This window comes from Pseudoalteromonas sp. XI10 (assembly GCF_001469895.1).
Lineage (GTDB): Bacteria > Pseudomonadota > Gammaproteobacteria > Enterobacterales > Alteromonadaceae > Pseudoalteromonas.
This window is the reverse complement of record NZ_LOPY01000052.1, coordinates 129764-154189: the sequence shown is the minus strand read 5'-3', so window position 1 is coordinate 154189 and position 24426 is coordinate 129764. Positions and strand designations below refer to the sequence as shown.

Genomic DNA, 24426 nt, shown 5'->3' with positions numbered 1-24426 from the left:
CAACAGGATAATAAGAAAACATCATGGACAAAATCTTAGTCATAGACGATCAAGCTGATGTACGTCTGGCTGCTACTGTTGCATTACAACAATTAGGCTTACACTGCCTTGAGGCCGAAGGCCCTGAACATGCCCTTGAATTATTAAAATCGGAGCACATTAGCCTGATTTTGCTTGATATGAACTACAAGCTCGACACGACCTCAGGTGAAGAAGGGTTACGCTTTTTAAAGCAACTAAATCAATTAGGTTCGACCATACCTGTCATTGTGATGACCGCATGGGCCAGCATTGACGTCGCTGTTAAAGCCATGCAATTAGGGGCAGTCGACTTTGTTGAAAAGCCATGGAATAACTTACGCTTAACCGCCGTTGTACAACAACAACTCAAGCTCAAGCAAAGTAATCACGATAACGCGTGCTTAAAGGCGCTTACCAGTGACACACAAGCACATTACATAGCTCAATCAGAAATCATGCAGCTGTTGCTTGCCAAAGCTGAGCGCGCAGCTAAAACCGATGCCAGCATTTTAATTACCGGCGAAAATGGCACTGGCAAAAGCTTATTGGCACATTATATCCACCAGCACTCGCTCAGAGCTGATAAACGCTATGTAAGCGTGAATGTTGGCGCCATTGCCCCGACGCTATTCGAAAGCGAATTATTTGGCCATAAGAAAGGCTCTTTTACTGACGCCAAAGAAGACCGCCTAGGGCGTTTTGAAATTGCCGAAGGCGGCACCTTATTTTTAGATGAAATTGCGACTTTAAGCCTTGAGCTACAAAGTAAAATGCTCCGAGTGCTAGAAAGCAAAGAATTTGAAGTGCTAGGCTCAAGCCAAACCAAAACCGCCGATGTTCGCATTATTTCTGCCACCAATAGTGAATTAGCTACGGCTATTGAGCAGGGTGAGTTCCGCCGTGACTTATTATTTAGACTCAATACCATTGAACTGCACATTCCACCGCTTCGTGACAGAAAAGACGACATCGCTCCCTTAGCAGAACACTTATTATTGGTGCATGGTAAAAAATATCAACGAGCGAATATGGCGCTCAGTGATGATGCCCTAAAGGCGCTAAAAAATTACAGTTGGCCTGGTAATATTCGTGAGCTAAGCCATTGTATTGAACGCGCGGTGATCATGAGCGATAACAACAATATTCAAGCCAATGACCTCATTTTAGATCAACCAAGTTGCGAGCAAACAAATAGCAATGCCGAACAGGCTTTGCCACTATTGCCCCTTGAAGAGCTTGAAAAACAGATGATTCAAAAAGCACTGCTGCAATTTAATGGCAATGTTATCGCCGCAGGAGAATTTTTAGGGTTAAGCAAATCGGCGATTTATCGTCGCATTGATAAACATCAGCTCGATTTAAAAGAAGTAGAACGCTAAATGAGTAACAAGTTGTCGTTAGAGCAGCGTGTTCGACGCTATTTTTATATGCTTATAGCGGTGCTATTAACGCTTGGTATTGCCCTTTCGCTCAGCTTAAAACTAGATTGGTTTGCTAGTATCAGCCTATTATTGCCGTTTATCGGGATAAGCGCTTTTGCTTTAATTAAAAGCTACCGTGCGATCACCGATGTGGTTGAACGCTTTGGCTTGCAACTAGATGCATTAGCAAATGACGAAAGTAATAGTTGGCATTTAGCGTCTTATCAAAGTGGACGAGTCGCAGCGCTTAAGCAAGATTTTGCCAAGCTCAGCAATAAAATAGCCAAGAACAAACGCCATTATATGCAAACAGAAGAGTTTGTTTTTGAGTTTGCCAGCATGCTGGACTTACCCATCGTTATACTAGACCCCCATGGCTTAATTTACTTTAGTAATAAGGCGTTTATAAACAGTATTAGTCATCGCCAGATTGAAGGTAAATCGGCCAGCGACTTAGGCATTGCCCTGCATGATGGCGAATGGCAACAAAACAGTGACTCACTGTTTAAACAACGCTTTCAAATTTCATCGCAGACTTTTTGGCGGACCGGCAGAAACTTTGAATTACTAACCTTCTTTTCAATTGAGCAACAGCTTCGCGATAACGAACAACTTGTTTGGCAACGGTTAATTCGAGTGTTAAATCATGAAGTACGTAACTCACTCACGCCGATTTATTCAATGAGTCAGTCATTGCAAACCCTTAAGCGCCAAGGGCAAATAAGCAGTCACGATGATCTCGCCCTAGATATGCTGCAAGTTATAGAAAAGCGCGCTCAACACTTGCTTGATTTTGTAGCCAGTTATAGTGCGTTTGCCAAGCTCCCCCCCGCACAAAAGCAGGCAATCAGTAGCGAGCAATTAAACACTCGTTTAAGTGCTATCTTTCCTGAACTAGTGATAAATAACAGCGAAGAGTTACATATTAATGCCGACTTCGGCCAGCTAGAACAAGCATTGATCAACCTGATAAAAAATGCCTTTGAAGCAGGCAGCAATTCTGCCCCTACCCTCACTTGGTCAAGGCAGGGTGATAGCTTAAATATTGCAATTAGCGACCAAGGTTGTGGTATTCAAAACCCCGATAACTTGTTCGTACCATTTTACTCAACCAAAGCAAATGGCACAGGAATAGGACTTGTGATCACCCGAGAACTTGTGCGCAACCAAGGTTTTGAGTTATCGATAAATTCAAAACCCCAGCAAGGCACACAAGCTACAATTACAGTGCCCAGCTAACTTATTTTACAAATGTCGCTTTCACACGCTTAGATAACAGCATGTAAGGTCCCCAGATCACAGCTTGAATAAGGCCTCTGATAATCATAGTTCTAAGTTCATTGTCGAACACATCGACATCGGGCACAATTAAACTAACCGCGTAGGCATCGAGAGCAATAAACGCTAATCCACCAAATAATATCGCTAAGTACCAACTTACAAACGCTTTCTTATGCTTAAAAAACAACACGATTAAATAAAGCGAAGCTAAAAATAATGCTGCATTAAAAGCCATTTCAATGATTAGTAAAGGCTCCCAAAGCGGATGATACATATCACCAAATTGCGACGTTAAACGTTGCCACATCTCGGTCGTGAAAATGGGTTTAAAGGTATTAATTGATTCGATAAACACTCTAAAAGGGCTGATCACTACACCTATCGCCACAAGAATGAGCCAACCTTTTATGCCAACTAAGTCATCATTTACGGAGCTTTTAGCTTCTGGTGTTTCGATTTGGTTTTGTTGTTTTGCTTCTTCCATGAGTTGTCCTTTTTTATTTTTATTTCTTCTACTATACGCTTATTTTTTAATAAAATTCACAAAAACAACAGATTGTTGCGCTTTCAGAAAAACCACGCTATGTTTATTTTTTAAACTACGGAAGGTCATAAAAATGAAAAACGCTATAAAACCCATCGTATTAGCAACATCACTTATTCTAGTTACAGCCTGTAATTCAACGGCTCCTATTAATAAAACAGCAACGACAGCCATAAGCCAAGAAAAATTTAGCCAATTTCATCAGTACGATGAAAAATCAAATATCACCCTTGAGTACACTGACTACGGGCAAATATTAAATGCCTCGGTGATTGATTTAGGTATGTCAGACCGCTATCGCATTTCACAAAACACAACCAAAATTGGCACCCGGTTGTCGTCGAACCCAAAACCGTCGACTGCAACAGAAGCAAACCGCTTTTATTATGATTCGTACAAAAAGAACCCTCAGATGAAGCAAGACTTGCAAATAGTGCAAGAAAATATGGCCGACCTGCCAAACAAAATTAATTTAAGTAACTTACCAAAATCAGAGTTGCTCGCTTACTGGCTCAATCTTTATAACGTGACGGTGCTCAATGAGTTAGTGCAGCAGTACCCTGTTAAGAACCTGACTAAGTTATTAAATGAAGAACCAAGTTTTTTTGATAAGCCACGCTTTAACTTTAACGGTAACCAGTATTCATTAAACGACATTGAGTACAACATTGTTGCACCGCTATTTAACAATGACCCGCTATTAATATATGGCTACTACCGTGGCTACATTGGCAGCCCAAATTTGCTTGACCACCCATATACAGCAAAAAATGTGTTTGCAGCCCTGACCACCAATGCGGTGCAGTTTGTTAATTCAAACCGCGGTAGTGTGATAGGTAACCATAGCACTCGTGTTTCTTCGTTATACCTTGAAAAGAAAAACTACTTTCCTAACTTTGAAGAAGATTTAGCTGATCACCTTCAATCGTTAGTAATTCAAGAGCCAGATAAAGACCAAGTTGTAAAAAACCTCTCTTTTAGTATCGATAACTACGATATTACCGACATTCTAGGTACCGATGTTGAATATGGTGGAGGTAACGCGACTGTCGCCGATCCGAGTATTGTAGCAGAGGGCTTTGATAATAACTTTGTTACTTATGGTGCAAACTTAACTAAAGAAGTCGGCCATGTAAGCCCGTTACGCCGCGAGATTTTGCAAAAAATCACGCAAAAATACTATGAAGCAAATACTCGCGTTGAAATAAAAGACTTACCAGCTAAAGAGTCTGAAGATAAATAATATAAACCTAAAGCGGCTCGCTATGAGCCGCTTTAATACCCCCTTTAATACCCAACTAAAACACTTAGCAAAACCGCAATAGCCAACTTTAAGTCTTATTATTTCTGTGTTAATTACCTGGATATTGCCAATTTAAAGCAAAAGTAATATGTTTATTTTTGTACTAAGGAAGGTGATAAAAATGAAAAGCGCTATAAAGACCACCACATTAACAACATCACTTATTTTGATAACGGCCTGTAATTCAACGGCACCTAGTAATAAAACAGCCATAACAGCAATTAACCAAGAAAAATTTAGCCAATTTCATCAGTATGATGCAAACTCAAACATTACTCTTGATTACGCTGGCTATGGGCAAATATTAAGTGCTTCGGTCATTGATTTAGGCATGTCTGACCGCTACCGCATCACCTCACACACCACGACGATTGGTACACGGTTGTCATCTAACCCTAAACCTTCAACAGCAACAGAAGCAAACCGCTTTTATTATGATTCATATAAAGACAATCCTAAAATGAAGCAAGCCTTGCAGGTCATACAAAAAAATATGGCCGACCTGCCAAATAAGATTAACTTGAATAACTTGCCAAAGTCTGAACTGCTTGCTTACTGGTTCAATCTTTATAACGTGACGGTACTCAATGAGTTAGTCCAGCAGTACCCAGTAAAAAACTTATCTAAGCTAATAAACGAAGAGCCAAGTTTTTTTGATAAGCCACGCTTTAATTTTAACGGTAATCAATATTCATTGAACGATATAGAGTACAACATTGTTGCACCGCTATTTAACAATGACCCACTATTAATATATGGCTATTACCGTGGTTATATTGGTAGCCCAAATTTACTTAACTACCCATATACAGCGAAAAATGTATTTACCGCCCTGACTAACAATGCAGTGCAATTTGTAAATTCAAATCGAGGCAGTGTTATTGATACTCATAGCACACGTGTTTCTTCGTTATACCTTGAAAAGAAAAACTATTTCCCTAACTTTGAAGAAGACTTAGCTGACCATCTTCAATCATTAGTTATTCAAGAACCAGATAAAGACCAAGTTGTGCAAAACCTCTCTTTTAGTATCGATAATTACGATATTAGCGATATTTTAGGTACCGATGTTGCTTATGGTGGAGGTAATGCAGTTGTTGTCGATCCTAGTATTGTGGCACTGGGCTGGGATAAAACATTTACGACCTATGGTAACCACTTAACTAAAGCTGGCACTGTAAGCACATTGCGCCGCGAGATTTTGAAAAAAATCACGCAAAAATACTATGAAGTAAATAGTCGCGTTGAAATAAAAGACTTACCAGCTAAAGAGTCTGAAGAAAAATAATCGTTTTTTGTACTAAGGAAAGTGATAGATGAATAGTGTTTTCACCTCAGCTCTATTAGCTGTTTCTATTCTTATATTAGCGGGCTGTAAAGCAACAGAGCCTGTAAATAAAACAACCATTACAGACAATAACCAAGAGAAGTTCAGTCTATTTCATCAATATGATGAAAGCTCCACAATCACTCTTGATTACAGCGATTATGCTAAAATACTTGATGCATCGGCCATCAATTTAGGCATGTCTGACCGCTACAATATCTCTAGTAACACAGGGCAAATTGGTACGCGAATAGCGAGAAACCCAAAACCTTCCACAGCTACTGAGTCTAATCGTTTTTTCTATACTTCTTACCAAGACAACCCTCACATGAAGCAGGTTTTGCAGCAAGTACAAGAAAAAATGGCTAATATTCCTAACACTATTAATTTAGCAACACTTTCAAAAGCTGAGCAGCTCGCCTACTGGCTTAATTTATATAGTGTCACTGTAATTAATGCATTAGTTCAGCAGTATCCGGTACAAAACATATTAAGATTACTAAAGGGCAAAGATAACTTTTTTGATAAGTCTCGCTTTACCTTTAATGGCAATCAATACTCTCTTAATGATATTGAATACAACATAGTCGCACCACTATTTAACAATGATCCACTTATTATGTACGGTTTTTATCGCGGCTACATTGGTGGCCCAAGCCTAGTTACATATCCTTTTACCGCGAAAAACGTTTACCCAACACTCAAAGCAAATGCCCTGCAATTTGTAAACTCTAACCGAGGTGTTGTCATTAGGGGTCACGCAACATATGTCTCATCACTTTACCTCGAAAAACAAAACTACTTTCCAAACTTTGAAGAAGATCTGACTGACCACCTCCTTTCGTTGTTAGTTAATCAACCTGCTGATCAACAGGTTATTAGTAGATTGTCTTTGAGTATAAGTAATTACAATATCACCGACATTATAGGTAGCGACCCACAATATGGGGGCGGTACCTCTACAGTTAATGACCCGAGTATTGTGGCCGATGGCTTCAGTGATAGTTTTGAAAGAAGCGGGGCTAATTACGTTAAGCAAATAGGTCACGTAAGTAGACTTCGACTTGAGATTTTGAAAAAAATTGCCCAACGATATTTTGAAGAAAAAGGCAGAGTAACAATCACTGATTTACCTAATAAAGAAAGCACTGAAAACTAGCGCTTATTAAGCATTGGACCTAAAAAGAAGCATTTATATTGAATTTTATTTGGCTCATGCCGTGAAATTCAGTAATTTGTCATATAAAACTAAACGTAATTAGAAAATAACAATGAAATGGATGCACTTACAACTTAAGGTACTGGCTGTTTTTTTATTCTTTGTGAGCTCTTTTGCAGCCGCAGAAGAGTATCAGGTTGCACCCGCAGCTAACTGGGTAAAACAACATAAGTTACTCACCCCTGAGATTCCTCGAGACCAAATACGAGACGGGACTTTCTACCTGATGCTCGACACTCAGCTTCAGGTATCTGAGCAAGCCCCACAGCAACGCTTTAATCGCACCGTAATGCAAGCGGTCAATCAGTCTGGGGTTGATTATATTAGCCAGCTGAATATTGATTTTGACCCAAATTATCAATCTCTTACGCTCAATAGTTTAGGCATTATTCGTGACGGCCAATATATAGATAAACTAAATAGTGCCGAGCTACAGGTGTTACAACGCGAGACCGACTTAGCAAGTCGTATATACAATGGCACCTTAAGCCTAAATGTCATTATTGATGATATGCGGGTCATGGATATTTTAGATTACAGCTATACGGTTTCGGGAAGTAATCCGGTTTATCAGCACTTCAGCACCAAGCGTACACTGAACTGGTCGGTGCCGATAGTGCAGCAATTTATGCGGGTAAAGTGGCAAAAGCCTACGCCCTTATATATCAACTTTATGAATGGCGAGTCGCCAGTTACTAAAACCAAGTTAGATACGGGTTTTGACTACCAAATTAGCCAACACAATGAGCCGACCCTTAGCTCTGCAAGCGAAGTACCGCATTGGTATTCGCCTTACAAAGAAGTGTATTTTTCTGAAGTAAATAATTGGCAAGAGGTAGTCAATTGGTCGTTACCTTTGTACCAATCAGCCATCGAAGTAAGCCCTGCTATTGAAACAATTGCTCGTCAAATTAAGTTTCAACATGCCGACTTAGAGTCTCAAATTGTGGCTGCCCTGCGCTTTAGCCAAGACGAAGTACGTTATTTGGGCCTAGAAATGGGCACCAACTCGCACCAGCCTACTCCTGCATCAGAAACTTTGGCACTGCGCTATGGCGACTGTAAAGACAAAACCGTCTTGCTCATTTCTTTACTTAAAGCGCTCGGCGTAGAGGCTCATCCAGCTTTAGTTAACACTGAAGACAGAAAACGTACTGCTAGCTTACCGGTCTCCCCTAGTTTATTTGACCATGTCATTGTCACCTTAGAGCACCAAGGTAAACGCTACTGGCTTGATCCAACCATTTCTTACCAGCGCGGCGATTTAGCACATTTAGCTCAACCGAACTACGATGTCGCGTTAATAATAAAGCAAGGTGAAACAGGCTTTACAGATATGTTCACAGAACCTGCCCTAAAACGCGTTCAGGTTTTTGATAATTATCAGATCCCAGAAGGTATTAATGAGCCAGTTAGTTTTTCAACTCAATATAAATACGGCGACTTTGAAGCAATTAACCGCCGCAGTTCAATCGCTAAAAACAGCTTAAAAAGCGTAGAAGATGATTACCGAGAATATTATCAAGATACCTACAAAGGCTTACAAACAGCCAAACCTATGCTGGTTGAATCTCCAAAGGACACCGGTCAGCTAATTACCAATGAGTACTATACTATTGATGACTTTTGGCGACCTGAGGGTAATGATTTTCAAAACGACTTTTACGCCAGTGAAATTCAAAACTCAGTTTATAAGCCAGAACAGCGAGAGCGTAACAATGCACCAATGTGGTTTCGTTACCCTAATAATATCGAAACAACCATAAAGGTTACGTTTACGGATACTAATTGGCAGTTTGATGATGAGCAGGTCACGATCGACAACCCATTTTTTCATTTCGAAAAACGCGTGACATTTAAAGATTCTGTGTTGACCTTATACTTTGATTACAGTGCTAAGCAGGATCATATTCCAGCCGATCAAATAGACCTTTACCTAAGCGAGCGCAAAAAACTCAATAACGCGACCCATTTCGGCATCATTAAATACGGCACAAATAGCTCAACAACCACACCAGCAGATGACGAAACTAACTGGTATAGCGTTTTTATTTTAAGTTACTTGGCGGCAATCATCTTTTTCATCGCGGCTTGGCGTATAGAAGCAAGTAACCGCCCAGTTTTTGCTGAGCAACAGTTCTACCCTGTCAGTAACAGTAAGTTTGTTATTTACAGCTTATTGAGCTTAGGAATATTCATTCACTACTGGAGCTATCGCAACTGGAAAGCGATAAAAGAGCAGCAACAAAGCCATATTATGCCGATTGCTCGAGGGATATTCGCACCACTGTTTTTTATTCCGTTGTTACTTGAACTTTGCAAGCACAGCGAACAAACCTTTGGCAAAAATAAGATCATGCCCGTCGCGGTTGGGTTCGTGTTATGGCTGGCGATTATCATTTCTGAAGTCGTAAGCTATAACTGGGAATATGGTACTTGGCTGTTTTTAGTTATACCTATTCTATGGTTGCCACTGGTTAATTACATTCAAAACCTCAAGCAACCAGAGCAGGCTCTTGAGTACCACTCTCAATGGCGGGCGAGGCAGGTTATCATTTCGATATTCATGTTGCCTTGGTTATTTTATGGCTTAATTTATGAACTATATTTGTTGCCAAGCTCAACCATAGTAACCGGCGATAAGCTTTGGTCTTATCAAGTTAACTTTCTAAAAAGAAAAGAAATTATTCCTGCCAACGAGAATGTGCACTATTTTTATAGTGACGCATTTTTCGATTTTAAAACTGATGGAAACGGCATCACAGAAAACACTATTTTTAGTTACTGGGAAAATGAGCAAGGTGTGCTCGAAAAAGATCAGCGCCGCTTTAGTGACATTAAAGAGCTCAACGTTGATTATGCTAAAAGCGCCCTACTAACCACCACGGTAACAGTAATCGACCACAATGGTGATGAAATGCTGTTATTTTTGAGCCATGAAGATGACTTAGATAAGAAGTTTGTCGCTGAGGTAGAGCGCTTAATTAAAGCCAATACCCCAGCAACTGAGCAAAACGCAGATTAAGTCAGTCGCTTAATCATGCGTTTTAAAGCGGGCGCTTTCAGAGGCTTATAAAGCAATGGATAGCCCGCATCGAGCACTAACTCGCGTATGCCTTCATCATGATTCGCAGTATTAACGATGGCAGGTAAGCGTGTTAGTGCCGCTTGCTCAATCACTTCAAGGCCCGTTACCCCATCATCAAGCTGATAATCAATAATCAACAATTGCGGCAGGGCTTGGCTTGCCTTTAGCTGCTCAAGCTCCGCTAAGTTAGTGGCTGTTGAAATTTCACAGCCCCAATTTTCGAGTAGCTGCTTTAATGCCTCTAACACGTTGCGGTCGTTATCAAGCAACCAAATACGCAATTGCCCCAGCTCTGTTTCTTGTGATGCCTCAGCACCTTTCGCTTGCGCTGGCGCAGCACTCACTTTACAAGGCAGAGTGAGGGTAAATTGCGTGCCTTTACCAAGCTCAGATCCCATCACTAGGGGTATTTTAAGTAAGTCACATATACGTTTAGTGATTGCCAACCCTAAGCCTAACCCCTCGGCGCTTGGCTTTGCACCAAGCTGTTTAAACTCTTGGAAAATAGTTTGTTGATCGCTCGATGCAATACCAATCCCTGTGTCTTCAACAATAAAGGATACATGGTCGTCGTCGTACTGCATTTTTAAGCGCACTTCACCTTGCTCGGTATAACGAATCGCATTACTCAAAAGGTTACGCAGCACTCGTCGCAGCAGCGCTTTGTCGGTATGCAAGCGAACATCGCAGGTTTCAATAATAAACTTTAAGCCTTTTTCGCGGGCAAGGGCTTCGTAGTCATTACGCAATGGTTCAACCAAGGAGCTGGCAGCAAACTCGCTCATTTGTACTTTAAACGAGCCCGAATCGAGCTTGGTTAACTCTAAAATACTCGATAACAACTCTTCGGCGCTGCCCAATGAATTCTTAATATTCATCGCCAGCTCTTTAAGTTCGGTATCTTGGGCTTTTTCATTCATTAAAGAACAAAACAAGCTCGCAGCATTGAAAGGTTGCAGCAAATCATGGCTAGCAGCAGCAAAAAAGCGCGTTTTACTGACCGTTGCTTGCTCCGCTACTTGCTTTGCCATCGACAATTCTTGGTTTGCTTGAGTCAATGCCAAGGTGCGTGTTGCGACTTTTTCTTCAAGGCTAACATTGGCTTCTGTTAACGCTTTTTGTTGTTTTACGAACTCGGTGATGTCGGTATAGGTTGTTACAAAACCGCCACCTGGCAGTGGGTTACCTTGCATTTCAAACACGCGGCCATCATTGTGCGAGCGCTGATATTTATAAGCGCTGCCTTGGCGTAAATAGGCTAAACGTTTTTCGACCTCGCTGGTCATGCTCTCGCCGCTAAATAAGCCACGCTCGGCATTAAAACGAATAATGTCGGCAACAGGGCGGCCTATGTAAAGCGCATCATCTGGGTAGGCGAACATGTTTTTGTAGCCTTGGTTCCAAGCTACCAAGCGCAGCTCACTATCAACTACACTGATCCCTTGTTGAATGTTTTCGATTGTTGATTGCAGTAAATCACGATTAAATTTAAGCACTTGGCTTGCTTCATCAACAAACTCGGCAACCTGTTCTAGAGGCTGGCGCTGCTCATTTTTGGCTACATCTAAAATAAGCCGTGCCGATGCGCCGCCGATCACCGCAGACATCTCGCGCTCAACCAATAGCTCTAACTCGACATTGGCAGGGCGCTTCCACTTACTTTTATCATCCGGAAAGTAATGATTTACCAAAGACTGTGCCGCTTCTTTTTCGGCAAATCGTTGCAATAGTGCACCTAGGTCATGGTAGCTCAAAGGCTGTAGATGATTGCTTACCTTTGAATCATTCAGCTGCGAAACAAACTTATTACTCTGTAAGCGTTCAGCCAAGGTTGCACGACTAAATAACGGCACTAAGAAATACACTAAACAGTTCGCACCTAACGATAGCAATAGAGCTTGGCTAATGCTTTCCATGCCTAATGAGAATAAATCGGTTGGTGCTAACCAGCTTATTCCCCACGGTCCATTCACAAGCCATAAGCTATCGCTTCCTAAACCTCCGGCGATATTCGGTAGTAAAAGTGTATAACCCCAAATAATAAAACCGCTTAAAATCCCCAATTGCGCACCGCGACACGATGCTTGTCGCCACCATAAGCCAATGATCATGGCCGGCGAAAATTGCGCGACTAAGGTGAACGACATCAAACCCACATTGGCAAGGGTTGTACTTTCGCCTAGCACTCGGTGAGTGAAGTAACTAAGCAATAAAATCAATACGATAACGATTTTACGCGCATGTAGTAGGTTGTTTTTATCAAGCCCGCGACTACTCGATGTAAGTTGCGAGCGGCGTAAAATAAACTGGTTAATAAAGTCATTAGTGATCATCACTGAAAGCACAATTGATGACACAATCACCATACTGGTTGCCGCTGAAAAGCCACCTAAAAAGGCTAATAGCGCCACAAAGGCATCATCAGCTGCCATAGGTAAAGCCAATACAAAGGTGTCGTAGCCGACTTCTTGACCTTGAAAGTAAATTAATCCGGCGTATGCAATCGGTAGAATAAACAGGTTAATAAGTAATAGGTAAATCGGAAATAGCCACCGTGCCGTGGCCAGCTCTTTATCGTTATTTTTTTCGATAAAACTCATGTGGAATTGTCTTGGCAAACATAAGGTTGCCAAAATACCAAGCAAAGTATGAGCAACATACACATAGGTTGGACTTTGCGTTGCAGCCACTTGCTGATCAATATTTAGGTCATGCGCTTTTTCAAATAGAGCCACTGGGCTGTCGAATAAAGCAAAGCACACATACAAACCCACCGCTAAAAACGCCAATAATTTAACCACAGATTCAAAGGCAATACTGGCAATCAATCCTGGGTTATGTTCGCTGGGTTTTAACCGCCTCGCGCCGAATAAAATAGCAAACAGTGCCAATACAATCGTGATGTAAAAAGTACTATCGGCCCATACCTCATGGCTTTGTGTGGCAGCGCGATCGGTAAGTAAGTTGATGCTTTGTGCAGTTGCACTTAGCTGTAAAGAGATATAGGGCACAATGGCAATCACTGAAATCAATGAAATGAGCCCAGACAAACTCGACGATTGACCATACCGAGTCGCAATAAAATCTGCCATTGAGGTTATTTTTTGCTGCCGACAAATATGCGCTATGCGGCAATAAACTTGCCAGCCAAAAATAAATAACAAAATAGTACCGGCATAGGTCGGAGCCAACCACCAACCGTTGTAAGCAGCTTGTGCTGTGGTACCAAAAAACGCCCAAGAGGTGCAATACACCCCAAGTGATAAACCATAGGTTAAGCCTTTAAAAGGCAATACTTTTCTTTTATCAGCCCAGCCTGCAACCGCAAATAAAATTGCCAAGTATACAATTGCAAGAAGGCTTATTGACCAAATTGAGAACATCGCATGTGATTATTTTAATTGTTATAGCCCCAGCATAGTTTTTATTGCACGTAATTTACAGCCTAACTTTAGTGCTAATGCATTGTATAACTGAAGCTTAAAAAATAAACACAAAGAAATGAGAATTATTTTCAATTGAGTGTTGACAGATACGTAAATCTAATTGATAATCACTATCAACAAGACGATAAAGTACTTGTTCGGAATAAACTGATTTGTTTCTCGACCCTGAAACACGTGTGGCCCACGATAAAGCTAAGATCGCCTGTTGCTAATCGCAACGCCCCTTGATATTGGCAACAGGTGATCGCCCTACTATTTTACTTGCTACATTGCTCATATCGGTGACGGTAGATATGAAACTCAAAAAGCCCTTACAGGGCTTTTTTTATGTCTAAAATTCGTACCAAACCTACAACCCAAGCTAAATGAGAATTATTTTCAAAAAGATGTTGACAGTATTGCAAACCTAATTGATAATTAATCTCAACAAGCCAAGCGAAGTATGATGACTTGTTCAGATTAAATTTGTTTCTCTACCCTGAAACACGTGTCGCCACGTTAAAGCTTTAGCTTATATGTTGCTAATCGCAACGCCCCTTGATGTTGGCAACATATAAGCGACCCTACTTATTTTACTTGCTACATTGCTCATATCGGTGACGGTAGATATGAAACTAAAAAAGCCCTTACAGGGCTTTTTTTATGTCTCAAAATTAATGTGTTAATTTTATCGACGATTCTTACGCGCACGAGCTCGGCGTTGTTTTTTCTCTTCTTCTTTAGCGGCTTTTTTCGCCTCTGCAGCAGCGCGAAGCTCAGCAACCATTTGCTCTTCTTCTTCACGCATAGCTGGTGTTTCCATGGTAATACGACCAATAATGCCATCGCGTAATTCGTTAATAAGAATTTCAGACATTTTGTAAGTATCGATTTGATTACCACCGCGGATACAACCACGCTTTTTACCTGCCATTTCAACAAACTCCCAGTCAGACTCTGGTAGCTCATCAATTTTATAGCGGCTTTTTAAAAGTTCTGGGTATGCTTGCAATAAATATTCAGCGGTGTAACTTGCCACTTCTTCGTAGTCGATAGCGGTATCACGAATAGCCCCAGTTGCCCCTAAACGATAACCTGAGTTTTCGTTCTCTACTTTAGGCCATAACATACCCGGCGTATCGTAAAGCATAATGCCATCGTCAAGCTTAATACGTTGCTGTGCTTTGGTTACCGCAGGTTCATTACCTGTTTTTGCCACGATACGGCCAGCTAAGGTATTAATAAGCGTTGATTTACCAACGTTTGGAATACCCATGATCATGGCTTTAATTTGTTTATCAGCGCCTACTTTATGCGGCACTAATTTTTTACAAAGCTCATTAATACGATGTACTTCACCCGCTTTATCATTACCAAAATCAATCGCTTTTACGCCACTTTGCTGCTCAAAGTAGTCTTTCCAAGCTTGCGTTAACTTAGGATCAGCCAAGTCCGCCTTGTTCATGATTTTGATCACTGGCTTATCGCCACGCAGCGCAGTAACCATTGGGTTTTCACTACTATAAGGAATACGGGCATCAAGTACCTCAATGATCACATCCATCTGTGGCATGATTTCTTTAATTTCGTTTCGGGCTTTGTTCATGTGACCCGGGAACCACTGTATTCCTGTTCTACTCATTTGATTTATATTACCTTTATTTTCAGGCCCTTGGCCATGGGTACTAATGTGGGTACTAAAAGTAAAGATATGCTATTAGTACTTAGCTAATATGGATAGTTTACTACATTGAGCAGGATTATTTAAAAGTTTACTTTATTCCTAAACCCATCAACAAAATATAAATAAGAATAAATAAAAATCTCATTTATATTTTAAGGAGTTCACAAGTGAGTTTATACAAGCAAGAATTTGGTCAAGACTTCGACTTAGGATTTGATTTAAAAGAGCATCCATATCTAATTGATAAAAGCTGGCACAATGACCTTTGCCCAAGCTTCTATTTCAAAGTAGATGAACAGTACTATGTTCTATGGGTGGATTATGCTGACGAAGAGCGAAGAGAGGAGAATACAACCCGATATACAATAATTGAAGCAATTAATGAAGGTAGTGCGGAAGAGCCTGAAGTCTATGCTGGTAGCCTTGGAATAGCCTTTAAGAGTGAAGATTACTATACTTTAAAAAGTTTTTTTAACTACTTTCTTACTAGATAAAAACATTGTCCAATCAATGTGCCTGAACTTTATCGTTTAGTTACTTTGATAGAGCCACCTAAAACTGAAGCTCAACCACTACGTATTAAAAAGACGATTATTACTCATGCATCTTAACGTGTCTAAGCTCTTTGCTATAAAGAGCCTAGACGACTAAAGCATCAAAAAACTGATTATTTAGAATTTATAGACTTAACACAATCATCAGCAAGGGTACTAAGTAAATGCTCTAACTGATTAACAGGTAAAGCTTCTAATTGCTTTGTTTTTAGAACAATACTTAAGCTTTTCGCTAAAGCCTTCGATAGGTTATCTTTATTAGTAACTTTATCCAAATGAGTAGACAGTGTATGAAGCCAGCAAATTCTTAGCCGAAGATTACTACCAAATAGCCTTTCCATTACATCGAAGTAGATTTGTTGCTGTGAAAACAAAATTTTAGTAAATACAAACCGGTCACTCGACTTATAAACCTCTAACTCGCTATCCTTTTCCCAAGGAGCAACGGTCAAATACGCAGCCCACCAAAGCCTTGAGATAGAGTTCCTTCTTAGCGCTGCCAAACCACCTTTTTTGCTATCAAACCAATGTTCTAATATATATCTATCTGTTTTTTCAATACTGTTCCACCTGCTGAGACTATAGTCCCAAAACTTAGTATGAGCTAATGTAGACCATAATCTCATATCAGCAGCTTGAGTTGAGTTTAGCTCCCCTAGATATTCAAAAAGCGCGATTGCATTTTCAGCTTCATAATATGTTTTTTTATCTTTAACTTGTAGTATTGGGGCATCAATAGGCACTTCTATATGCGTCACCAATAGTTTCTCAACATCAAATTCCAATGGAGGACTACTCTTTGAGTACACTTCTTTTATGTAATCGGTAGATTCCAGTTTATTTTTTAGTTCATTTATTATTTCACTCGAAAATATTTTGAGCTTTGGCACTTTCTACCTCTCCAAGTTATCAAGAAATGAATTCAGGCTTTTAAATGTACGAGAAATAGGGTTTCTAAGCAGTTTTTGCGCTGTGTGCAACGGGTACTCAATTTCAAGCTGTTGCTCATCAATTAAGGCTTTTAGGCGAGATGACCATAGAGAATCTGAATAATCATCTATTTTACTTATAGCCTCACTCAATATAGGCAGTATTAAGGAGCTATGTAACACATTATACGCTCGATCTTTAATACCCGAGTACTCAGACCAATCTTGTTTTGAGAGTTCAACCTCAATCAAGTCATCTTCTAAAATTATATTAAATGGACCGGAGTTGAACTCTCCACATTTAATTTTTATAAAAGAAGCCATTGGCGCTTTTAAAGGATCAAATTGCTTATCTATTTGTATTTTAAAACTCGGCCCTAATGCCAAAACACTACAATTTTCAATATCAAAACGTTGATTGCCGTAGTCCTCGTTCATTCCGGTTGGGTAATAGTCTGAAATATCCTTTGTAGCTATAATGGACACATCAATAACTACTTCTCCTTCTAGATTTGAGCTATCCAATGTTTTGGACCATGAAGATTTAGATATTAAATCTACAACTCTAAAATACGTCCTAGAGCATCGAATTCTTATAAGCCAAGCAGCACTTTCAACTTCCAAAAGCTCTTTCAATTCAGGGTGTTCTACATTCAATTGCGGTATTTTTAAAACTAGCCTATTATCAATAGCTTCTGTTTCTAAATCAAAATCTATGTCACTTGATAAGATGTCATCTCGATTACCTAATACCGGATATGGATAGGAAATTGTTTTAGTAGCCATTTTATTTATCCCCTATCGTTAGACAAATCTCAGCGGGGCCTTCTAACTCGACCAAAATAACTTTTTTCTCATTAGATTTGAGTTTTATGCCAAAAATTTTAGAACCACTAAAATTTAAACTTGTGCCTGTACTAACATCCGTTGCACTAGTTACACCTATCGAGTAACTATTGTCTTCTCCAACGGCGTCCAAAGACAGTTCACCATATATATCTACTGCAGAACGCAGTATCAAGCGATATCCATTTTTAGCTTTAAAGCTTCTAAAATGAATATTTCTTGTTGTTAGGACTTTAGATACACCTTCTTTCTTACCTTCAAAACTACTTTTAGGCCCTTTCTTGTTACTAGGAATATGAGAGGGCTTCGGACTAGGAATTAAGCTCTTCTTTTTCTTCTTCTTTTTCTTTTTAGGGGTTAAATTTTCTCGATAATAAGCACTTGGTGGAGGTTGCTTTATTGGCCTACTAGAAACTATCTCACTGAAAGGCTTGGTAACTCTTGCTCCTGATTCAGTATCCGTATTGAAGTGAGTCTCCGCGCTCCCATTAGCCCCATCATGCTCTTCTTCATTGATATCTACCGGAAGGTAATCCCCAAGAAATGGAATATCCTCCTGCTCTTTCAGACTTGTTCCTCTAATTTCTTTAAGGGTCTCACGAACAAATTTAGTTATACTCTTGAGAACACTTCTAGCTTCACTTTTCTGTTTTGATGTCCAATTTCGAGTTTGTTCTTCATTCCATTGCTCATGAGTAGCATCCTCTAACTGCGCTAGATATTGATTGCCATTCTCGTTGTCACAAATTAGTACGGCAGCAAATCCTTTTAAAAGGTTACTACCAAAATGCTCTACAATAATTCTAGGGCTTCTCATTGTTGCCCATCTATTGGGCATCGCCTCATTTTTTGAGTCCACGAAAACATATAATTTGACTTCTCCAATAACTGGAAGATCTTTTATGAATGGGGTTCCATTTAAGGGGCTAGTTAAAGCTTTTTCATAATATACTGTTGAGCCTAAACCTCTCATATGCTCAGTTCTAGGAGAAACACTTCTGTCCTCGTCTGCTGCTATAGCAATATGCTCTGCTAAGTTTTCATGATCAATTTTAGTTATAATCTCATTATCTTTTTTTAACTGAACTATTAGTTGTTTATTTTGAATCGCAGCAAAAAAATGTTCTAAAATAGAGTGTCGTATTGTAGTTTCCCAAGAATCCTCACTAAAGCCTGAAACCCAAATGTCCGTACCTACCTTATCACGTTTAAAAACTTTAGGAATTAGTGAGTTATCCCTACATGACTCCCAATCAGAGCCATCATCATTGGGTTTACACCACCAGCCAATATTTTGATTTTCTGTGTTTTTTTCCGGATCTGGAAAGGTAGCTAAAATTGACTTTCCAATAAAAACAGGGCCATCAGGTGTCATAGATGAATAAAATATTGTCCTTAAAGGAGAGTGAGCAAAAGGCGCCCTTTGTCCGATACCATATGTTCCACCAACATTGGCCTGCGCAGAACTAGAACCTGATAAGCGAATTAATTTGTAAAAAGATTGAGTATCATCATTGTCAGATCCGACAAGGCCCGTAGTGTTCTCATCACTAATTTTTAGAAATGAAATCTCTGGTTGCTTGAGAATAGCCAGTCCATTTTCAAAAAAGAGCTTTTCATTCGCTACTCCGTTTTTTACATGAGCTAAACATTGCTCAAATATTCTATAAAGCTGATCTCTACCGGGGAATTCACTTGCTGCAATATTTACATGTTCAAATGTTGCTATAACTGGCTTTCCAGAATTATCGGGGTTGTCGCCAATATTCTGAGTAGTTTCACGAGCCAAAGCTTTAGAAGCACTAAACTGAACAATTCCACCATCATTTAAACCTTTTCTTTCCCCCCCGAATAGAGGAGGGAAATAAAACTTGAAATCAGACATTACTTACTTCCTTGTTATAATTTAAATACTTCATCTTCAGCACTTCCTTTAGCATCAAAACGAGCCTTCATTTCTTCTAGAGCTTTCTTTAATACAGAATAAATTTTCTTAACATCTTGCTCACTGTATTCGTAGTTACTTTTATTTGACAAATTACCTATTAACTTGATGTCTTTTAGCGTTTTTGAAACTCTTTTTTCTGCTAATTCAACAAACTTTTCTCTATCAGCTTTTCTAGACATGAATCACTCCAAATCAAATATTTGTACTTATATTGTACAAATATTTGTTTCATGTCAAACAATTTTCGTACATATGAGAAATATACGAAAAAAATAAAAAACTATGTACAGATTAAAAACCACATTAAACCAATAAAACAAAGTAAATAAACCAAATTTACTAATGTAAATTTCCACCTCAAAAGAGTAGCAGGTAGAAATTTAATTTCTACAGCTTAAAAACCAAAAATTTTATTTATAGAAACATGTTTCACCTCTAGGCGTTTCACCTCTAAGTTTTAGTTAGTAAATCATCCTGAAAAAAGGCTGCTTGAGGCTAACCGATTAATTCAACTGCTATCAAAAAACTTAAGCTGCTCTCCGAACTAAAGAGCTAATAGCTTCTGTCGCATTGTGATAATATATATATGATTTTGAAGCCCGAGGCATAGATGAAAGATATAAGCGGAAAAACCTTACCGAAGATATGGTTCTTCGATATGGAAGGCACTTTACTCCAAAAGGATTTTGCTTTAGATAATGGTAAAGTAGCCCCTAGTGCTTGGACTGTTTTAGCTAAATTAATTAGTGAGGAATGTTACTTAAAGGAAGAGTTATCAAAAGACCGCTGGAACGCTGGTGGATATAATGGCTACTTAGACTGGATGAAAGATACAATTCGTATTCAGCAAGAGCATGGCATCAAGAAATGGCATGTAGATGAAATTGTAAAATCAGCCAAGTTACATAATGGGGCACATGAGCTAATAAAATCAATAAAAGCTACAAATGCCAAGGTTGTATTGATTAGTGGAGGAATAAAAGCTTTAGCCGATAAAGTTCAACGAGAGCTAAAGATAGACCATGCTTTTAGTGCATGTGAGTACTTTTTCGATGACTGCGGTAACCTCGATTTTTATAACCTTTTACCTACAGACAACGAAGGTAAAGCAAGCTTCATGCAACAGATCGCAAAAGAATATGGTGTCCCTCCCTCTGAATGTGCGTTTGTTGGTGATGGAAAAAATGATAAATTTCTTGCTCGCGTAGTCGGTCTATCTATTGCCTTTAACGCCCAAAAAGAACTGGTTGAGGTGAGCAATTACTCAATTGTGCAACCGCAAGGCAAAGAAGACTTATCTGTGATTAAAAGCCTTCCTTTTTTCGTTCAGCGATAAAATTGATGCCTTTAGTTATTGGGTTTAACTTTTTTTAATTCTTCCAACTCTGCTTTTACTGCTTTTAATTCAGTTTGAACCTTGTCTAATTTAGAGTCAAAATCATGATAGAAATAATCTCTGGCATCTGCGGCTAATGGTGGAATAACAACAGTGAAAAAAGTCGCCCCTAATGCAAATATACCAGCATATATTGCAGCTCTTGATAAAGAAGTGCTATTCACCTCATCACGAACAGTCTTCTGAAGTTTATCTCTGTCCAAAAAACTTTTAGGTAAAAGTCGAAAATACCTTTTCTGATCGGAAACATATTTATGATAGAGATATTTTCTTTCCTTACACTTTAAGTAATCATTCGAGTCAAAATCAATCTTATGAAAAACTACTCTAAAAAAGTATCGTTCAGTTAAAGGTAGCTCTCGTCCAAGAGGAATGCTTTCTTTTGAAAAATTAGTAACATATGTAGAAATTGGACCGTTAAAGCCGCTATCAACAATCCCAGTGTTAAATGCCAGTAAACCTTGTGAAGACAATCTATTCTTTAAAAAAACATAAGCTACGTAGCCTGGTTTCACATCAATTACTTGCTCCGAAATCAAGCAAGCCATCTCTTGAGATTCAAGCGTATATCTATCACATTCAGAAATGTTAGATCTATCACTTTTATAAATGATAGATCTAACATCGAGGTCGATACTACTCTTACCTTCGTAATCTTCCGGATTTAGTTCACTATCATCCCTACCTTTGACCAATCCCTTTTCAATAGCATTTTTTGGGGAAAGCTGCATTTTTATAAATCCTTTTTTTGGTTTTTATTATATAAATCAAGTATCTTTAATGGGCATTGATATAAGCAATTAATTTCAGCGTAGTCGGCAAGCAAGTCTTCATCTTGAATAACATGTTTGCTTGGTTCAGCCATATATGCAGATTCAATTGGTCCATTCTTACCAGGGAAAATAAACATATTAGAGACACTGTTCTCAGGATATATTGATTTCACAGCCCTTACGTAGAAAAATTGCTTAACTAAATCAGGCCACCCTGGAGCCGTCTCTATGCTTTTTGCAGAGTAATATTTAGCATCAATAACAGTGAAGTCACCAGTTTTAGGATCTCTAAGCACTATATCGGTTCTTTGTCCTTTCCTACTAGCTAACTTCAATTCACCATTTATTTTATATACAGGCTTAGCTAGCTTTTTGTTAATAGGAAATACGTTTTTCAGTGCTTCTGACAGCATATGTTCCCACATGCCTTCAAACCTTTTTACACCAATAGAGAAGTCACTTTGCTGAGACATACTTTCTAATTTAAGATAATTTATTAACTGTTTAATGAGATAAATATCGCGATCTGAATATGCTCTTGTTAGCTCATTATTCAGGTGATAAAGCTTCGCCTCATTATTCAGTAATGAGGCAGGAACATCGATAAGCTCTCTAGTTATTGCTCCATCAACATTAATTAACCACCCAATTTTTTGATCTAACTTGCGTAATATTTCAGCATGAATCCTCGCAGTTTCACAATTAGAGTATACGCGTTTGATAGAACCAGCTAACTCTAAATAAACAGGACTGTCGCCTGACATATATGGTATTGATTGCTTAATAGTACGGTTCCAATCTATTTTACCTGAGTTTACCTTCCTCTCGGATATTCGACGTGTAAAAAGACCATTGTTGAAGTAGTCTTCAAATAAGGCAAATATTAAACCTAGGTACTCTTTTCCATATACCCCTTCATCAATTAATTCATCAGCATTTATAGCGTTGTCTTTGTTATCTAAATAACGCTTCAGTGCTTTCAAAAGTGTCGCACATACCTCTTTTTGACTTAATTCATCAGCTTCTACAAAATCACTGTTCCGTGGAAGGAACACTGCAATTTGATCATCAAAGCTAATTAAGCCACAAAACATTACTTTTTGCTTATTACTGTAAAGAAGCCCAAGTTGATCCAGTTTTTGAACTAACTTCTTGGGCATTGCTTTTACAATACTTTGCCTGTCTTCAAATAGGTGTAATTTACGCATTTTTAATTACATCTATTCTGCTTGTTCATCTGCGGCCACTTCTTGGGCTTTTTGTGCGCTGCTTAACGTCTCTTGTAGTTTAGTTTCAAATGTTTCGGAGAAAATAGGATCACCTTCTCCAAATTTATGCGACAACTGACCAAAAGTGCTTACTTCTGATGTATTAAAAATCACATCACGCTTTCCATGACGAAGTACATCATCCCAGAGGTAAACTAATATTTTACCTTTTAATGTATTATTGGCTTCCTCAATGCTCGTAAGCTCATCATCAGATACAAAGCGGTGCCCTAGTAGGCGATCTTCAGGTACTTGTAAGGAAGACAAAGTATCATTAACAACTTCTGCAAATACTTTCCAAGGCACTTCTATCTTCTCACCATCAGAAAGTGCAATCTCAAAATTACCATTGCCTGCTTTAGTAAAATCTATTGGTAAATATTCGAATAACCAACGTCTCTTAAAGGCTGTATCCATTGGCATGACTGATTGATCGCTACTATTCATAGTTGCTAGAATTGAGAAGTTTGAGGGTAAGTAAAGCTTATGAAACTTATCAGGCTCATTTAGATGCTCCTTGATATGGAGCAACATATCAGGATCTGATACTTCTATCTTATATTGGCTTTCGCCCTGCGCATTTCTATCTAATAGTTGGAATATCTCACCAAAAACAGCTGCTGCAGGTGCTCTATTAAGTTCTTCAATTACAAGAAAAACATGTTTATTAGTATCATTTAGAGCTTCTATAAGTGCCTTTGTGAAAGGTCCAGCCCTAAAATTATAAGAAATCTTCTTTTCACCATTTACATCGATCATAACAGGCTTTAAAGCACCTATAAGATCACTATATTGCGTGTCTGGGTGAAATACCGTTACATAACGAGAGTGGTTTTCTGTTACTTCATCTATACGGTGGCTTTTTCCTGTACCTGGAGCGCCGTAATAAATCTTATTTGTAGCTTTTCCTACACCTATATCAATCGGCTGCTCAGTGGCAATAGACCTCAAGTACTCTTCATTATCTGGAATTTGACTTTCAACATAAGTGATTGCTTGAGCAATCGTATCAGCCGATAAGTGTAACTTTTTATCATTGTAATCTTCGTTAAGCTGATTAGTCTTATACAATATTTTATTTATAAGGCTAAAGAGAGGAAGCGTTTGAACCGTAGATAAAGCATTCACTGTTTGTGAAGTTAAAGTGTTTGAGAATAAATCTCTCATATCCCCTTCAACGTATTGAGCTGCATTAAGATACAGTTCCAAATTATCCTGAATATCTTTTAAAGTCTGCAGTAACTCCACAAGAGAGAGGTTAAAGTATTTTTTACCGCCTCTTCTCCCTGTATTAGAAAAAATAATACTAGGCGAAACATTTCTATAGCTTAAATCCATCTCACTCTGAAGAGCGCTACATTCATTTATAAGCAAGTCAATTCGTTGCTCAGCCATGCCA

General features: G+C 39.0%; 18 protein-coding genes. 8 read left to right on the top strand and 10 right to left on the bottom strand.

Annotated elements, in window-relative coordinates; genetic code table 11:
* The first annotated feature begins 23 nt into the window (after positions 1-23).
* Positions 24-1400 (top strand): sigma-54-dependent transcriptional regulator, encoded by a 1377-nt coding sequence (locus AUR67_RS16460; protein ID WP_058586088.1) that lies wholly within the window; start codon positions 24-26, stop codon positions 1398-1400.
* Positions 1401-2681 carry a sensor histidine kinase gene (locus AUR67_RS16455; RefSeq protein WP_058586087.1) on the top strand — a complete coding sequence of 427 codons (1281 nt, stop codon included), beginning with the start codon at positions 1401-1403 and terminating at the stop codon, positions 2679-2681.
* Position 2682: 1 nt separating this feature from the next.
* On the opposite strand, the gene AUR67_RS16450 is transcribed toward AUR67_RS16455, so the two are convergent.
* Positions 2683-3207 carry a DUF2569 domain-containing protein gene (locus AUR67_RS16450; RefSeq protein WP_058586086.1) on the bottom strand — a complete coding sequence of 175 codons (525 nt, stop codon included), beginning with the start codon at positions 3205-3207 and terminating at the stop codon, positions 2683-2685.
* Positions 3208-3340: 133 nt separating this feature from the next.
* Here AUR67_RS16450 and AUR67_RS16445 point away from each other — a divergent pair, with 133 nt between their 5' ends.
* The 4 genes from AUR67_RS16445 to AUR67_RS16430 all read left to right on the top strand — a co-directional run bounded on the left by AUR67_RS16445 (position 3341) and on the right by AUR67_RS16430 (position 10141).
* A complete protein-coding gene (locus tag AUR67_RS16445; RefSeq protein ID WP_058586085.1) occupies positions 3341-4510 on the top strand; it encodes a DUF547 domain-containing protein in 1170 nt (389 codons plus the stop codon).
* Positions 4511-4691: 181 nt separating this feature from the next.
* Positions 4692-5858 (top strand): DUF547 domain-containing protein, encoded by a 1167-nt coding sequence (locus AUR67_RS16440; protein ID WP_058586084.1) that lies wholly within the window; start codon positions 4692-4694, stop codon positions 5856-5858.
* A gap of 28 nt (positions 5859-5886) precedes the next feature.
* Positions 5887-7056, top strand: a complete 1170-nt coding sequence (locus AUR67_RS16435) for a DUF547 domain-containing protein (protein ID WP_058586083.1) — start codon at positions 5887-5889, stop codon at positions 7054-7056.
* Positions 7057-7168: 112 nt separating this feature from the next.
* Positions 7169-10141 (top strand): DUF3857 domain-containing transglutaminase family protein, encoded by a 2973-nt coding sequence (locus tag AUR67_RS16430; RefSeq protein ID WP_058586082.1) that lies wholly within the window; start codon positions 7169-7171, stop codon positions 10139-10141.
* On the opposite strand, the gene AUR67_RS16425 is transcribed toward AUR67_RS16430, so the two are convergent.
* Together AUR67_RS16425 and ylqF are read right to left on the bottom strand one after the other, a co-directional pair.
* A complete protein-coding gene (locus tag AUR67_RS16425; RefSeq protein WP_058586081.1) occupies positions 10138-13587 on the bottom strand; it encodes a PAS-domain containing protein in 3450 nt (1149 codons plus the stop codon). The genes AUR67_RS16430 and AUR67_RS16425 overlap by 4 nt on opposite strands.
* A gap of 730 nt (positions 13588-14317) precedes the next feature.
* Positions 14318-15271, bottom strand: coding sequence for a ribosome biogenesis GTPase YlqF (gene ylqF / locus AUR67_RS16420; protein WP_058586080.1), 954 nt, complete (start codon positions 15269-15271; stop codon positions 14318-14320).
* A 209-nt stretch (positions 15272-15480) separates the two neighbouring features.
* Here ylqF and AUR67_RS16415 point away from each other — a divergent pair, with 209 nt between their 5' ends.
* Positions 15481-15807, top strand: coding sequence for a hypothetical protein (locus tag AUR67_RS16415; protein ID WP_058586079.1), 327 nt, complete (start codon positions 15481-15483; stop codon positions 15805-15807).
* 173 nt (positions 15808-15980) lie between these two features.
* On the opposite strand, the gene AUR67_RS16410 is transcribed toward AUR67_RS16415, so the two are convergent.
* Genes AUR67_RS16410 through AUR67_RS16395 form a run of 4 tightly spaced genes read right to left on the bottom strand, consistent with a single transcriptional unit; the run spans position 15981 to position 19769 of the window.
* Complete coding sequence (locus tag AUR67_RS16410) at positions 15981-16757, bottom strand: DUF6339 family protein (protein WP_058586078.1); 777 nt, start codon at positions 16755-16757, stop codon at positions 15981-15983.
* Between the two features lie 3 nt (positions 16758-16760).
* Positions 16761-17582 (bottom strand): hypothetical protein, encoded by an 822-nt coding sequence (locus AUR67_RS16405; protein WP_058586077.1) that lies wholly within the window; start codon positions 17580-17582, stop codon positions 16761-16763.
* A 1-nt stretch (position 17583) separates the two neighbouring features.
* Positions 17584-19527, bottom strand: coding sequence for a hypothetical protein (locus tag AUR67_RS16400; protein WP_058586076.1), 1944 nt, complete (start codon positions 19525-19527; stop codon positions 17584-17586).
* Between the two features lie 14 nt (positions 19528-19541).
* Positions 19542-19769, bottom strand: coding sequence for a hypothetical protein (locus AUR67_RS16395; protein WP_058586075.1), 228 nt, complete (start codon positions 19767-19769; stop codon positions 19542-19544).
* A gap of 431 nt (positions 19770-20200) precedes the next feature.
* Here AUR67_RS16395 and AUR67_RS16390 point away from each other — a divergent pair, with 431 nt between their 5' ends.
* The gene (locus tag AUR67_RS16390; protein WP_058586074.1) at positions 20201-20926 is read left to right on the top strand and encodes an HAD family hydrolase; all 726 of its coding nucleotides are present in this window, start codon (positions 20201-20203) and stop codon (positions 20924-20926) included.
* An 11-nt stretch (positions 20927-20937) separates the two neighbouring features.
* On the opposite strand, the gene AUR67_RS16385 is transcribed toward AUR67_RS16390, so the two are convergent.
* The 3 genes from AUR67_RS16385 to AUR67_RS16375 are packed head-to-tail and all read right to left on the bottom strand — an operon-like array spanning position 20938 to position 24422.
* Positions 20938-21717, bottom strand: coding sequence for a hypothetical protein (locus AUR67_RS16385; RefSeq protein ID WP_058586073.1), 780 nt, complete (start codon positions 21715-21717; stop codon positions 20938-20940).
* Between the two features lie 2 nt (positions 21718-21719).
* On the bottom strand, positions 21720-22967 hold the full coding sequence (locus tag AUR67_RS16380) for an LlaJI family restriction endonuclease (protein WP_058586072.1): 1248 nt from the start codon (positions 22965-22967) through the stop codon (positions 21720-21722).
* A 12-nt stretch (positions 22968-22979) separates the two neighbouring features.
* Positions 22980-24422 carry an AAA family ATPase gene (locus tag AUR67_RS16375; protein ID WP_058586071.1) on the bottom strand — a complete coding sequence of 481 codons (1443 nt, stop codon included), beginning with the start codon at positions 24420-24422 and terminating at the stop codon, positions 22980-22982.
* Positions 24423-24426: the final 4 nt, after the last annotated feature.

Excerpts from the sequence above, each read along its gene's own strand:
- AUR67_RS16460 (WP_058586088.1), top strand. The coding sequence starts at position 24 with ATGGACAAAATCTTAGTCATAGACGATCAAGCTGATGTACGTCTGGCT.
- AUR67_RS16455 (WP_058586087.1), top strand. The coding sequence starts at position 1,401 with ATGAGTAACAAGTTGTCGTTAGAGCAGCGTGTTCGACGCTATTTTTAT.
- AUR67_RS16450 (WP_058586086.1), bottom strand. The coding sequence starts at position 3,207 with ATGGAAGAAGCAAAACAACAAAACCAAATCGAAACACCAGAAGCTAAA.
- AUR67_RS16445 (WP_058586085.1), top strand. The coding sequence starts at position 3,341 with ATGAAAAACGCTATAAAACCCATCGTATTAGCAACATCACTTATTCTA.
- AUR67_RS16440 (WP_058586084.1), top strand. The coding sequence starts at position 4,692 with ATGAAAAGCGCTATAAAGACCACCACATTAACAACATCACTTATTTTG.
- AUR67_RS16435 (WP_058586083.1), top strand. The coding sequence starts at position 5,887 with ATGAATAGTGTTTTCACCTCAGCTCTATTAGCTGTTTCTATTCTTATA.
- AUR67_RS16430 (WP_058586082.1), top strand. The coding sequence starts at position 7,169 with ATGAAATGGATGCACTTACAACTTAAGGTACTGGCTGTTTTTTTATTC.
- AUR67_RS16425 (WP_058586081.1), bottom strand. The coding sequence starts at position 13,587 with ATGTTCTCAATTTGGTCAATAAGCCTTCTTGCAATTGTATACTTGGCA.
- ylqF (WP_058586080.1), bottom strand. The coding sequence starts at position 15,271 with ATGAGTAGAACAGGAATACAGTGGTTCCCGGGTCACATGAACAAAGCC.
- AUR67_RS16405 (WP_058586077.1), bottom strand. The coding sequence starts at position 17,582 with ATGGCTACTAAAACAATTTCCTATCCATATCCGGTATTAGGTAATCGA.
- AUR67_RS16400 (WP_058586076.1), bottom strand. The coding sequence starts at position 19,527 with ATGTCTGATTTCAAGTTTTATTTCCCTCCTCTATTCGGGGGGGAAAGA.
- AUR67_RS16395 (WP_058586075.1), bottom strand. The coding sequence starts at position 19,769 with ATGTCTAGAAAAGCTGATAGAGAAAAGTTTGTTGAATTAGCAGAAAAA.
- AUR67_RS16390 (WP_058586074.1), top strand. The coding sequence starts at position 20,201 with ATGAAAGATATAAGCGGAAAAACCTTACCGAAGATATGGTTCTTCGAT.
- AUR67_RS16385 (WP_058586073.1), bottom strand. The coding sequence starts at position 21,717 with ATGCAGCTTTCCCCAAAAAATGCTATTGAAAAGGGATTGGTCAAAGGT.
- AUR67_RS16380 (WP_058586072.1), bottom strand. The coding sequence starts at position 22,967 with ATGCGTAAATTACACCTATTTGAAGACAGGCAAAGTATTGTAAAAGCA.
- AUR67_RS16375 (WP_058586071.1), bottom strand. The coding sequence starts at position 24,422 with ATGGCTGAGCAACGAATTGACTTGCTTATAAATGAATGTAGCGCTCTT.